The organism is Bacillus sp. AFS023182 (genome assembly GCF_002560575.1).
Classification (GTDB): Bacteria; Bacillota; Bacilli; order Bacillales; family Bacillaceae_G; genus Bacillus_A; species Bacillus_A arachidis.
The window spans coordinates 17,529-30,908 of the sequence record NZ_NTRO01000064.1 but is presented as its reverse complement, the minus strand read 5'-3'; the positions used below and the strand labels follow the sequence as shown (position 1 = coordinate 30,908).

General features: G+C 37.9%; 11 protein-coding genes. 3 read left to right on the top strand and 8 right to left on the bottom strand.

The window, feature by feature from the left end:
- Positions 1-39 precede the first annotated feature (39 nt).
- The 4 genes from CN288_RS22755 to CN288_RS22740 are packed head-to-tail and all read right to left on the bottom strand — an operon-like array spanning position 40 to position 6,210.
- On the bottom strand, positions 40-1,233 hold the full coding sequence (locus CN288_RS22755) for a CamS family sex pheromone protein (protein ID WP_026593283.1): 1,194 nt from the start codon (positions 1,231-1,233) through the stop codon (positions 40-42).
- A gap of 16 nt (positions 1,234-1,249) precedes the next feature.
- Positions 1,250-3,259 (bottom strand): NAD-dependent DNA ligase LigA, encoded by a 2,010-nt coding sequence (ligA, locus tag CN288_RS22750; protein ID WP_026593284.1) that lies wholly within the window; start codon positions 3,257-3,259, stop codon positions 1,250-1,252.
- A gap of 14 nt (positions 3,260-3,273) precedes the next feature.
- Positions 3,274-5,508, bottom strand: a complete 2,235-nt coding sequence (gene pcrA / locus CN288_RS22745; RefSeq protein ID WP_026593285.1) for a DNA helicase PcrA — start codon at positions 5,506-5,508, stop codon at positions 3,274-3,276.
- 12 nt (positions 5,509-5,520) lie between these two features.
- Entirely contained in the window at positions 5,521-6,210 is a 690-nt protein-coding gene (locus CN288_RS22740) for a heptaprenylglyceryl phosphate synthase (protein WP_026593286.1), read from the bottom strand.
- 568 nt (positions 6,211-6,778) lie between these two features.
- Here CN288_RS22740 and CN288_RS22735 point away from each other — a divergent pair.
- A complete protein-coding gene (locus CN288_RS22735; RefSeq protein ID WP_026593287.1) occupies positions 6,779-7,156 on the top strand; it encodes a YgaP family membrane protein in 378 nt (125 codons plus the stop codon).
- 146 nt (positions 7,157-7,302) lie between these two features.
- On the opposite strand, the gene CN288_RS22730 is transcribed toward CN288_RS22735, so the two are convergent.
- On the bottom strand, positions 7,303-7,908 hold the full coding sequence (locus CN288_RS22730) for a hypothetical protein (RefSeq protein WP_098303150.1): 606 nt from the start codon (positions 7,906-7,908) through the stop codon (positions 7,303-7,305).
- A gap of 204 nt (positions 7,909-8,112) precedes the next feature.
- Here CN288_RS22730 and CN288_RS22725 point away from each other — a divergent pair, with 204 nt between their 5' ends.
- Both CN288_RS22725 and CN288_RS22720 read left to right on the top strand, forming a co-directional pair.
- Positions 8,113-8,958 (top strand): SPFH domain-containing protein, encoded by an 846-nt coding sequence (locus CN288_RS22725; RefSeq protein WP_026593289.1) that lies wholly within the window; start codon positions 8,113-8,115, stop codon positions 8,956-8,958.
- A gap of 14 nt (positions 8,959-8,972) precedes the next feature.
- Positions 8,973-9,137 carry a toxin-antitoxin system HicB family antitoxin gene (locus tag CN288_RS22720; RefSeq protein WP_035415543.1) on the top strand — a complete coding sequence of 55 codons (165 nt, stop codon included), beginning with the start codon at positions 8,973-8,975 and terminating at the stop codon, positions 9,135-9,137.
- A gap of 296 nt (positions 9,138-9,433) precedes the next feature.
- Here CN288_RS22720 and gcvPB read toward each other — a convergent pair whose 3' ends face one another.
- From gcvPB to CN288_RS22705, 3 genes are read right to left on the bottom strand one after another with little or no spacing between them, the layout of a single operon-like run.
- Positions 9,434-11,005 carry an aminomethyl-transferring glycine dehydrogenase subunit GcvPB gene (gcvPB, locus tag CN288_RS22715; RefSeq protein ID WP_026593290.1) on the bottom strand — a complete coding sequence of 524 codons (1,572 nt, stop codon included), beginning with the start codon at positions 11,003-11,005 and terminating at the stop codon, positions 9,434-9,436.
- A 29-nt stretch (positions 11,006-11,034) separates the two neighbouring features.
- Positions 11,035-12,423 carry an aminomethyl-transferring glycine dehydrogenase subunit GcvPA gene (gcvPA, locus tag CN288_RS22710; protein ID WP_098303149.1) on the bottom strand — a complete coding sequence of 463 codons (1,389 nt, stop codon included), beginning with the start codon at positions 12,421-12,423 and terminating at the stop codon, positions 11,035-11,037.
- Between the two features lie 30 nt (positions 12,424-12,453).
- Positions 12,454-13,230, bottom strand: coding sequence for an SDR family NAD(P)-dependent oxidoreductase (locus CN288_RS22705; protein ID WP_026593292.1), 777 nt, complete (start codon positions 13,228-13,230; stop codon positions 12,454-12,456).
- Between the last annotated feature and the right edge of the window lie 150 nt (positions 13,231-13,380).

The window sequence follows — 13,380 nt, the reverse complement described above, 5'->3', positions numbered from 1 at the left end:
AACAATTGGGGTGCAGTTCAGAAAGGAACAGCTTTTTTCTTAATCTAAAATTTTCACAAATGGTTCATCCTGCTTCGCATCACGAATAATAATAGCTTCCGGACGTTCAACAGATTTAATTGTCACCTGTACTTTCACATAATTCGGGAAGTATTGCATAACAAGTCCCGCCACATATTGCGTAAATCCAATCACTTCTGCTTTTCCGTTAAATTGAACAGGAATTTCAATCTTCATTTCTTTTAATTGATCATCTTTATAAAATCCTGTACCTACAACAGCTGTGTAATCGCCTTTGAAATACTCACTCAGCTTTGCTTTAAAGTTTTCTACAGTTGTATAATCTTCACGCACATCCGTCTTAGCTGATTCAGAAGGGAACAAGTAATACTTTTCATTAATTGCTTTCCAATCTCCTACTTTATCACTACCTTTATCGACTTGAGCGTAAGATACAAATTTCCCTGGCACAAGTGTTGATTTCGCTCCTTGACGATAAATCGCAAACGTAATCGGGACATTTTTCACATCTGGCTTTTTCTGTTGTAACTGAGATAAAATTTCTTGCGCCATGCGTTTACCCTCTGCTAGCATCTCTTCTTCCTTAATTTCAGCTTCACGTGGGTACCCGTGTTCTTCATTGTAATAATGAACGGAATTCATCGCGAGACCAATAACAATTCCGCCTAATTCAACTTGATCGCCTTTTCTCGCATAATAATCATGTTCTAAAATATTCGAAAGATAAATTGGCTTTTTCCTATTGCGTACCTCCAATGATTCAGATCCTGGATCTAAAGCAGGGTTCAATCCAATGTTCGGAAGCTTATCTGCTTCTTTTTTGCCAAGTTTCTCTTCTAGTTCCTTTTGCTCAGCATCTGTACGCTTTCTTTTCACAAGCATTTGAACCATTTCTTTTTCTAAAAATTTACCACCCTGGAATAAATAATCTTTCGTACTAAACGATTCTTTCGCAATACGCATTAGTCCTGTTTCAAATTCATCTATATCCAGACGGCTATTTAATCCTTGGACAACTAAGCCACGTGCAGAACCTGGATCAAATGGCACCGTTGTTTTGTAATAATCCTCAGAAATAGAATATTTCGGAACAATCGCTTGTTCTTTTGATTTACCCGATTTGTCAACAACTTTTTCTTCTTTTTTTATACCTGTACTACATCCACTTAGAAGTAGACTTAGGCTTAATACCGCTAATGCTATTTTTTTCATGGTAAGTTTGCACCTCTTACTTATTTAGCTCTTGTAAGAACCTCTCTTCATTCCAAACCTCAATATTATGTTTCTCTGCTTGTGCTAATTTTGATCCTGCCGCTTCACCAGCAACGACTAAATCAGTACTCTTACTTACACTACCTGTTACTTTTCCACCTAGCTCTTCAATCTTTTTCTTCGCTTCAGTGCGCCCCATGACTTCTAGTTTTCCTGTTAGGACAATTGTTTTTCCAGCGAAGTAAGACGCAATATTTTGTAAATCAGCACGTTTTATGCCTTTGTAGGCCATGTTAACACCGTACTCTTTAAATTGTTGTAATAACTCTAACACGTCTTCATTATCAAAGTACGTTACGATTGATTGAGCCATTTTCTCGCCAATTTCATTAATCTCTTTTAACTCTTCTTCAGTTGCTTTCACAAGGTGGTCCATCGTTTCAAAATGCTCAGCTAACGTGCGAGCTGCTTTTGCACCGACATGACGAATACCAAGTCCAAATAATAGACGCTCCAAAGAATTTTCCTTAGACGCTTCAATTGCTTGTACTAATTTAGATGCCGATTTCTCACCAAAACGCTCTAGTTGTAACAATTGCTCTTTCGTTAATGGATACAAATCTGCAAATGTCCGAATATAATCTGCTTCAAAAAGCTGTGTAATAACACGCTCTCCAAGGCCATCAATATTCATTGCATTTCTTGAAACAAAATGAATCAGCCCTTCACGAATTTGTGCTGGGCAGGCTGGGTTAATACAACGTAGCGCTACCTCTTCTTCTAAACGAACAAGTTCACTGTCACAATCTGGACAATGCGTTGGCATATGGTACTCATCTTCCTCACCAGTACGTTTATCAAAAATAACGTTAACTACTTCTGGAATAATGTCTCCCGCTTTTTTCACAACAACGTAGTCGCCAATTCGAATATCTTTTTCACGAATTAAATCCTCGTTATGTAGAGATGCGCGGCGGACAATTGTTCCAGCGACTCGAACCGGCTCTAGTTCTGCAGTTGGTGTCACAACACCAGTACGTCCTACACTTAGTTCAATACCTGTTAATCTCGTTACAACTTCTTCTGCCGGAAACTTATAAGCAATTGCCCAGCGTGGACTCTTTGCTGTTGTTCCTAAGCTTTCTTGCAAAGCTACATCATCTACTTTAATTACAATTCCATCAATCTCATAATCAAGATTTGGGCGCTTTTCCTGCCATTCTTCTACATAAGCGATTACGTCTTCAATTGTTTCACACGTGCGACGATTTGGATTTGTTTTAAATCCAAGTTCACCTAAGAAGTTCAATGACTCGCTATGTGATGCAATCATTTTTTCTTCCACATCAGCAAGACCGTACACAAACATAGATAGCTTGCGCTTCGCGGCTACTTTCGGATCAAGTTGACGTAGTGATCCCGCTGCTGCGTTACGTGGATTTGCAAAAACAGCTTCACCATTTTGCTCTTTCTCTTCATTTAATTTCACAAATGAACGCTTTGGCATATATGCCTCGCCGCGAGCTTCCAATGTTACTTCTTCTTTCAAACGAAGAGGAATTGCTTTAATTGTTTTTAAATTTTGCGTAATATCCTCACCAGTTACGCCATCACCACGTGTTGCTCCTTGAACGAAGCGTCCTTTTTCATAATGAAGGGAAACAGCAAGACCGTCAATTTTTAGTTCACATATATATCTTACATTTGAATCATCAATTCCTTGACGTACTCTGCGATCAAAATCGCGTAAATCTCCTTCATTAAAGGCATTTCCTAAACTTAACATCGGTGATTTATGCGTGACTTTTTCAAATATATCAAGCACTGCTCCTCCAACTCGAACAGTTGGGGAGTCTTCCGTTAAAAATTCTGGGTTCTCTGCTTCTAATTTTATAAGCTCCTGCATATCACGGTCGTATTCCGCATCAGAAACAGAAGGATTGTCTAGTACGTGATATTGATAGTTGAATGCATTGAGCATATCACGAAGTTCTTCTATACGCTGCTTTGTCTCTTCTTTTGACATATCCTTACTCCTTTCTATTGTTTCGTTACAGGTGCAAATTTCGCTAATAAACGTTTAATACCAATCGGACTTGGGAATGCAATATCTAATTCTTTTGCATCTCCTTCACCTTTCACACTTACAACTGTACCAACTCCCCATTTTTGATGGGACGCTTTATCACCTACAGCCCAGCCAATTTGCTCTCCTCCTGTTGTTTTCACTGCCGGTCGCACAAATGCAGAGCGAGAACGTGTCGTCGTTGCCCCAGCCCCAGCTGTTCTTCCTTTCGCACTAAATGTCTCGCGCTTTGGCGTTGTTTCATTTAATGGTTCAAGTAAATGCGCCGGAACTTCTGAAATAAATCGAGATGCTGCATTCATATTTGTTCTACCAAATAAAGTACGCATTTGAGCATTTGATAAATATAACTCTTCTTCCGCACGAGTGATACCTACATAAGCTAAACGGCGTTCTTCTTGCATCTCATCTTCTTCCATAAGAGAACGAGTATGTGGGAAGACTCCTTCCTCTAAGCCAATAATAAAGACAACCGGGAACTCTAGCCCTTTTGCCGAGTGCATCGTCATTAAAATAACTTCTTCACCTGCAGTTGGATCCTCATCCACACGATCTATATCTGCAACAAGAGCCAAATCTGTTAAGAAAGCGACAAGACTCTTATCTTCACTTTGTGACTCAAATGTTTGGGTAACAGATAAAAACTCATCTAAGTTTTCAAGTCTTCCTTCCGCTTCTAAAGTACGTTCATTCTTTAGCATATCGCGGTAACCTGTTTTCTCAATAACTTCCTCTACCAGTTCTGTAACAGATAAATATTCCTGCATATTTACCCAATTGTGTAATTGACTTGCAAATTCTTTTACTGCTTTTGTGATTTTTGCACTTACTCCAACATGCTCAATTTCATCCATTACAGCAGTTAATGAAATACCATTTTGTACGCCGTAGTTAATAATTTTATCGATAGACGTGGCACCGATTCCGCGCTTCGGCACGTTAATAATACGTGCAAAGCTAATCTCATCATCCGGATTTGCGATTAAACGTAAGTAAGCCAAAATATCTTTAATCTCTTTACGGTCATAGAACTTGATACCGCCGACAATTTTATACGGAATATTGGACTTTAAGAAAATCTCCTCAACCATACGAGACTGCGCATTAGTACGATATAGAACCGCAAAGTCTGTATATTTTCGATTCCCCATTTGAATTTCATCGCGAATTTTTTTCGCAACAAAATATGCTTCATCCTTTTCTGTTGCAGCACGATAATACGAAATCTTACTTCCAACTTGATTATCCGTCCATAATTTTTTCGGTTTACGATTTGAATTATTTTCAATTACAGCGTTAGCTGCATTTAAAATATTTTGTGATGAGCGGTAGTTTTGCTCTAACAAGATAACCTGTGCATTCTCATAGTCTTTTTCAAACGATAAAATGTTGGAAATATCCGCACCGCGCCAACGATAAATGGACTGATCAGAATCACCAACAACACAAAGATTTTTAAAGCGAGCAGCTAATTTATTTACAAGAATGTATTGTGCTCTGTTCGTATCCTGATACTCATCAACATGAATATACTGGAATTTGCGTTGATAAAATTCCAATACTTCTGGAACACGTTCAAATAATTGAATCGTCGTCATAATTAAATCATCAAAATCTAATGAGTTATTTTTCAGAAGACGTTTTTGATATTCTATATACACATCACTTATTAATTTCTCAAATGGATCAGCAATTGAAATTTGCTTTGCATATTTATCAGCAGATAACAATTCATTCTTTGCATTGCTAATGCCAGATAAAATAGAACGCGGATCGAATTTTTTAGGATCAACGTTTCGCTCTTTCATGATTTTCTTCACAACAGTAAGTTGATCACTTGCATCTAAGATCGTAAAGTTTCGGTTAATCCCAATACGGTCGATATCACGTCGTAAAATACGCACGCACATCGAGTGGAACGTAGAAATCCAAATATCCTCTGCTTCCGGACCGACAAGCGTATCGATACGCTCACGCATTTCACGAGCTGCTTTATTTGTAAAGGTAATTGCTAATACATTCCAAGGTGCTACCCCTTTTTCACCAAGTAAGTATGCGATGCGATGTGTTAGCACACGCGTTTTACCACTACCAGCACCCGCCATTAATAGAAGTGGACCGTTTGTTGTTTGCACCGCTTTTTGTTGCTCAGGGTTTAAACCACTTAATAATTTATCAGTTATACTCATATGTGCCTACGCCTACTCTCCTTTTACAGCTTTTACTGTCTGTAACGCTGCTTTTATATCATCATAAATTACATTTCCTACAACGACTGTATCAGCGTACTGCGCCATTTCTTTTGCCTCTTTCGCACTTGAAATCCCGCCTCCGTAATACAACCTTGCTTGTTGTAATTCTGCTTTTACATTTTTAACAAGTTCAACATCTCCGTAAGTACCGCTATATTCCAAGTAGAAAATCGGCAAATTCAGAAGCTTGTCTGCCATACGTGCATATGCAATAACGTCATCTTCTGTTAAATCACATTTCGCCTCTGTAAGCTGAGCTACTTTTGCTTCTGCATTTAAAACACAATATCCTTCCATGAAAATTTCATCCCAGTTCATAATGTCCCCAAATTCTTTCAATGCCTCATGATGAATTCCCGTTATCCATTCCACTTTTCGGCTATTTAAAACACTTGGGATGTAATAAAAATCAAACCCTGGCGTAAGAGCTTCAAGATCAGAAACCTCTAACACACAAGGAACTGCATATCTACGAATGCTTACTAGCATGTGTAATACGTTATCAATTGTTACTCCATCACTTCCGCCTACAATGACTGCGTCTGTTCCAGATTCACAAATCATTTCTAAATGTTCATCGCTTAATTCCTTATTCGGATCAAGCTTAAATACATGTTTCCACTGTGAAATATCGTACATGAAAACACCCTTTCTTTTATCTAATCACCTTTATGCGCTTGTTCAAAAAGACTGTTATCTTGACCGGACTTTTTAAACTTCCTTTATAACACACGTTTAAAAAGGAGGATCTAGAGAACCGAGCAGTTCGAGGCGCTGTAGCCAGGAGGACACGCAGTGTAGCCTTTACTACATGAATACCGCACTGGAGACGCAACGAAGAAATGCGAAGGTTATCTTGACCGGACTTTTTAAACTTCCTTTATAACACACGTTTAAAAAGGAGGATCTAGAGAACCGAGCAGTTCAAGGCGCTGTAGCCAGGAGGACACGCAGTGTAGCCTTTACTACATGAGTACCGCACTGGCACAGCAACGAAGAAATGCGAAGGTTATCTTGACCGGACTTTTTAAACTTCCTTTTATGCATTCTTACATTATAACAAAAAAAGACACCTATACACACGCCCTATCCAACATCTTTTTTACCGTCAAATGTTGGATTACATATCGCGAAACTTACATGGAATAATAACAATTGAAATAGTGTTTACTATTTCTAAGCTAATGAAGAAGGAGTGTTTTCTTTGATAAGGCAAAACATCGGCATAATGAATGCTCTAATTCGTATTACACTCGGTTTGGTCGTATTAAGTTGTAGCACAGCTAAACTTACACGCAAACCATGGTGCATTTGGTCAAAGATTCTGCTATGGCTTAGTGCAATGAAAATTGCAGAAGGAATCTTGCGTTTCTGTCCTATTACGGAAGCATGTAAATTTGGAAAATATATGAACATGGGTGCCTTTAAAATACCTAGCATGGATTTTAATAAAAAGGGAAATGCTAAAGAAGAAGTAAATCATACTTCTAGCCATGACACACAAAAGTCAAAAGGAAGTTATGATACTTCTGACAAAGAGATTGAGTCAGCGATTGAGGAAGCAATCCTGGCAAAACCGCTTTGAATCATTTGTCACGATGCAAGATGCTCTCAAAGGGACTTAGCTGCTGCAGTGGGCGGCTAAGTCTTCTTCATTTTATCGCAGCAAACAAAAAGATCACCCGGCAGCAAAACCTTTGAGTGATCTCTTTGTAACGCTATGTATCGCAATTATTTATTGCCAAACATTTTATCTATTGATTTTGAATTTGCAAGCAATGCTTCTTGTAAATTTTCATCAGAAACAATTTTATAGTTACCTTCTTTATCTTTCTTTAAATTCAGCGTAACTTCACGAATTGCCATTGCCGCATCTTTATCAGACAAGTTCTTCACAAGGGTTGTCGTCATCATTTTCTCCATTGTCTTTTCAGATTGCTCTTTGTTTTCACTAAACGCACTTGCAAAAGCCATAGGCATAATCTCTCCGATTGTCTTTGTAGTAGCAACAGCCATATCAACCGAAGTAATCTTTACCTTAACCTTTGCTGTATCATCTTTCTTGGACACTTGCTCTGGCTTTTCAAATTTATAGTTCTTTGCGATTACGCTAAATATCTGCTTCCCATCAATACCGTCTTGCTCTTTGTTTAAATTGTTAAAATCGTATCCATCATTGCTTTCGTACACAAAAGTAGTGGCCTTTTTAAAGTCCCCGCCTTTTACTGCTGTCAAAAATTCTTGTACAGTATCATCTGGGTTTGAACATCCCGTAAGCATGCTCATTAATACCCCTATCATCATGATAAAAGTCAATGATTTGAACATTTTTTTCATAAGTACGCCCCCTGCTGTTTATTAAAACTTGAAATAACCCTTATATATTACTTTAGAAAAAAATATCCAACAAGTAAAAGTAATATTTAAACCCATCACACAGGTAACCAGGAATTATTTGTTATATTTTCAGAAAATTAGGTATAAACCCCTTGCTTAAAATGATATAAAAGTGATATCATTTTTATATCAGGAGGCGATCATATGAAAGAAAAACAAGTTTTTTATGTAAATGGTTTTCTCGGTATTATTGGGATTTTGATTTTAGCCACTATCGGTGTATTCTGCCTTGTGCAAGAAATTTTTATAGTAGCAGCATTAACTATTCTTTTAGCTGCGATTCTCGCAACTGGTATTGGAATTGTTCAACCAAACCAAGCGAAAGTAATTACGTTTTTCGGTAATTATTTAGGAACAATTCGTCAAAATGGTTTATTTTTAACAATTCCATTCGCATTCCGTCAAACTGTCTCTTTACGTGTTGAAAACTTTAACAGTAAGAAATTAAAAGTAAATGATGTTGAGGGAAATCCAATTGAAATTGCGGCTGTTATTGTATATAAAGTTGTTGATTCTGCAAAAGCAATGTTTGGTGTTGAACATTATGATCGATTTGTAGAAATTCAAAGTGAAACGGCAATCCGCCACGTTGCAACAAAATATCCTTATGACAATTTCCAAGATGATAATTGCGTTACGTTACGCGGAAACACTGAAGAAATCTCTGAAGAATTAAAACGTGAGTTAGAAGCGCGTCTTGAAATTGCTGGTGTAGAAGTATTAGAAACTCGCCTAACGCATTTAGCTTACGCAACAGAAATTGCTCATGCAATGCTTCAACGTCAGCAAGCGAAAGCTGTATTGGCTGCACGTAAAGAAATTGTTGAAGGTGCCGTTCAAATGGCGAAAGACTCGATTCAAAAATTAGATGAAGAAGGCATACTTGATTTAGATGATGAGCGTAAGGCAAACATGGTTAACAACTTATTAGTTGCTATCGTTTCAGATAAAGGAGCACAACCAGTTATTAATACAGGAAGTCTATATTAAAGGTTGTAGGTATTATGGCTAAAAAGAAAAGTTTCCCATTACGTATCGATCCTGAATTACACGCAATCATTGAAAAATGGGCGAATGATGAGTTCCGCAGCGTTAACGCCCACATCGAGTATTTGCTTCGAGAAATGGCAAAACAAAAGGGAAGACTAAAAAAGGATCAAGATTCCTAAATGAAAAAAGACCACTAAGTTTTAGCGGTCTTTTTTCATTACTTATGAATATTTTCGATTCTCGCATTCTCTTGTACAATTTCATTCATCAATGAACTTATATAGCGCTGCGATCACATTAGTTATTTCAATTTCAGTACTATTTTCCATATGTTATTTTGGAAAATGGATGTACTAAAAATATAAAATACCCTCAAATTTTTAGAATGTTTAAATTTTCCAAAGCGCAATCATTGTTACATCCTTTAACATGAAAGAAAAAAGAAAATCAAGAAATCTCTTGATTGCCCTCTACCTTAAATTAACTCCGGTAACTGTACTTTCTTCTGATAAGCTCTCCATGTAATACACCATTTTTTCGGATCATCTAGAAAATCCTGTTCATCTAATTTGCGAATCGTACTATTTTGCGGGGCATTTCGAATAATTTCAGGACTTTCATATGCCTCTTGCGAAATTTGTTCAAGTGCCGCAATATACTCATCTAAATCTGCCTTAGAATAACTCTCAGTCGGCTCCAATGTAAACGGCTGAGGAACGATATATGGATGGTGACTCGTCCAGTAGTGTAAACCGAAATCCGTCATCCTTCTTTGAACATCTTCTGTCGTAACACCCGTTTCATCGTTCATCTCTTCCCAACTATAACGAACTTGTTCAAGCCGCTGCCCTTTCACATACGGAGCGCTTGCACCACGAATTTTTTGTACTTTATGATACATATAATTATTGTTTAACACAGCCGTTGTCGCCACTTCTTTTAACCCTTCTGGTCCTAGAGCACGAATCCATGCATAAGACCTTAAAATCGTTTGTGCCACGCCATGAAAAGCACGTACTTTCCCAATCGAATGTTTCAATTCATGATTTAAATAATATTTCTCCTCATCACATTCGACAATTGGTCCTGGTAAGTACTCTTTTAACTCTTTACTTACACCAAGTGCACCTGTTGCTGGTCCACCACACATATGCGGAGCTGCAAATGTTTTATGAAGATTAAAAAAACACATATCAAATCCTGCTTCTTTCGCCCGCGTAATCCCAAGAAGGCCGTTTGCATTTGCCTGGTCGTAATAGCAAATCCCACCTGCTTCATGAACAACCCTCGTAAACTCTTTAATCTTCGAATTAAAAATCCCTGTATCTTCAGGATTCGCTACAACAAATCCTGCTGTTCTTTCTGAAACAACAGCTTTTAATTTTTCAAGGTCAGGAAATCCATCTTTATCCGGATGAAGCGTAATGATTTTAAAGCCTTTAACAGCCGCTGTAGCCGCTTGTGAAGGATGAGAAAAAATGGTTGTAATAATTTCATTCCGCTTTTCCCCTTCCCCTCGAGATTCATGATATTTTCTTACAATGGATGCCATAGCAAATAAGGCTTGTGTGCCACCACTCGGTTGAAATGAAAAATGATCCATACCAGAAATTTCTCTCATACAAAGATCCAATTTGTATATAATCTCTAGCATGCCTTGGACCGTACTTTCATCTTGAAGAGGATGCAGTTCCATTATTTTAGGATTCCGTACTAATAATTCATTAATTTTAGGAATATATTTCATCGTACAGGTCCCTTGCCCAATTTCAACATTAAAATCTGATCCTAACGTCTCTTGTGAAAGTCTCACATAATGCCTTAACACACGTGCTTGACCGATTTCCGGAAGTCTCGCTCTTTCTTTTCTATACATAGAATGAGGAATCTTTGAAACTCCATCACCAACTTCTTTCACAATTGTTTCATCCGCTACAGGAACGTCTACGCCCCTTTCTCCTTGCTGGTGAAGTTCAAAAATAATTGGTTCATTCCATTTTGCTTGATGAAAGTCACGGACTTTACTATTCCTTTTAATTTTCTTCATCAGTCGATTCTCCTTTCCGTTCGTCTTTTTTAATTTGTCACAATTTCTTGCAGAGCGGCAGCTAACCGATCAATGTCTTCCTTCGTATGAACTTCTGTAACACAATACAAGGAACATTGACCAAATTTAGGAAACTCTTTCGAAATATCCTTTCCTCCAAATATCTGTTTTTCTAACAATCTCTTATTTATAGTTTCTACTGATAAACCGGTCTCATTAAAATCAACAAGAAACTCTTTAAAAAATGGAGAACTTAATCTTGAACCTCTCACTCCAGGGATTTGATTTAATTGTTTTACTGCATATTGACTATTTTGCATAATCGTTTGACCTAATTCATACATACCATTTGGTCCAAGTAACGATAAATAAACTCCTGCTGTAATGCCCCATAACGCTGTTTGTGTACCAACTGATTCTTTTCCTTTTTCACGAAGGGCAAAAGATGTTCGGTCATACGCTACATCTCCAAATCCGTACTCTCCTTCTTTTACTGTTGGGACAATTCCAAATAAACGTGAAGGGTATTCATTCACAAATTTTTCCTCATCTCTTGTAGCAATAAACCCAGCTTGCCCTCCGCTATAGTTCATATGCATACCAAGAGGCTGTAAGTCACCACAAACAATATCTGTTTGATAGTGGCTTGGTGGTGCTAGCACTCCAAGCGATATCGGATCAACACCAACAACTACTAGCGCATCATGTTGCTTTGCGATTTCCGCAATTTCCATCCCTTGCGATTCAATAAATCCTAAATAGGAAGGGTTTTCAAAATAAATTGCGGCTACATTAGCAGCTATTTTATTCTCTAAATCTTCTAAATCTAGAAGACCATTCTCATCATCATAACCAACAGAAACAAATTCAAGATCTGGGGACCCATAATTTTGGATAATTTTCATTCTCTCAGGTGACACGGTTTGTGCTACTAATACCTTTTTTCTTTTCGTTATACGGGCAGCCATCCGAATTGATGTAGCTGCTGCTTGCCCCCAATCAAATGTAGGCACATTTACAACATCCATATCAACAAGTTCCGCTACTAAGCTTTGGTATTCAAATAAAGCTTGAAACCTGCCATGATCTTCATACGGTTCCCCAGCATATGCCGTTAAAAATTCTGATCGCTGATTCACTTCATCGCAAACAGCTGGTACAAAGTGTTGCCAACAACCTGCTCCTAAAAAATTTACATATTCACTTGTACTTGTATTTTTACAAAGTATCCCTTCAACATGGCGACGCAGTTCATATTCTGTAAGCGCCTTCGGTATATTCATTTCCTCTTTTAACTTGAGTTCCTCTGGTATGCAGGCGTATAGTTCCATCACGGTTTCAGCGCCGATTTCTTTTAACATCTCTTCTCTTACTTCAGGTACCATATTTGGAATGTAAGGATGTACCTTTTTCGTCATCTTAATACCCCCTTGTTAAATTTCATTCAATTATGCTAAGCCTCCGCCATCGACAACAAGTGCTGTCCCTGTCACCCAAGATGACAAGTCGCTAGCTAAAAATAAAACACCTTTTGCGATATCCCGTGGTGTACCAATTCTTGATAGAGGCCGATTTATTGCTGAATCTTTCAGAAACGACCCTTCTTCTACATTCAATTGTTTCGCCTCGTCGCGTAGTAACTGCGTATCTGTATCACCTGGACATATGCAGTTTACTCGAATATTTTGCGACCCATGATCAATTGCCATCGCCTTCGTTAAGTTCACAACCCCCGCTTTTGCAGCACAATATGCAACTGCCTTATCGCCCCCTTTTAGTCCCCATCCAGAGCCAGTGTTAATAATACTTCCCCCTTGTTTTTCAGCCATAATTGGAATGATATATTTAGATAAAAGATATACACCTTTTAATGACACATTAATAACTGAATCCCACTCTCTTTCTTCTAATTCAACAACTGTTTTTCTTCTAATAACTCCGGCGTTGTTAAACAGCACATCTACACTTCCATATACCTTCCTAATATGTTCACTCACATTCTTACAATCTAATTCACTTGTTACATCGCACTTCAAAAACTCTGCCCTCTGCCCCTCGTCTCGTAAACCCTGCGTGGCCTGCATACCTTTTTCCTCATCAATATCTAAAAGAATGACGGTAGCTCCTACTTCAGCAAAGATGGTTGCTGTCGCATACCCAATTCCTGATGCCGCTCCGGTTACAACCGCCACTTTATCCTTTAATTGAAAATAATCTCTTTCCATAAAAAAACCTCCTTTATTTGCATCTGCTTTTTATTAAGCAAAAAACATGCCAATTTTATTACGTGAAAAACCCTTATTGTAGTAAGCAACTTTGATACGGTCATTTGACATTTTTGACAAACATTTGACACTTTTGTATTTTTCTGAATT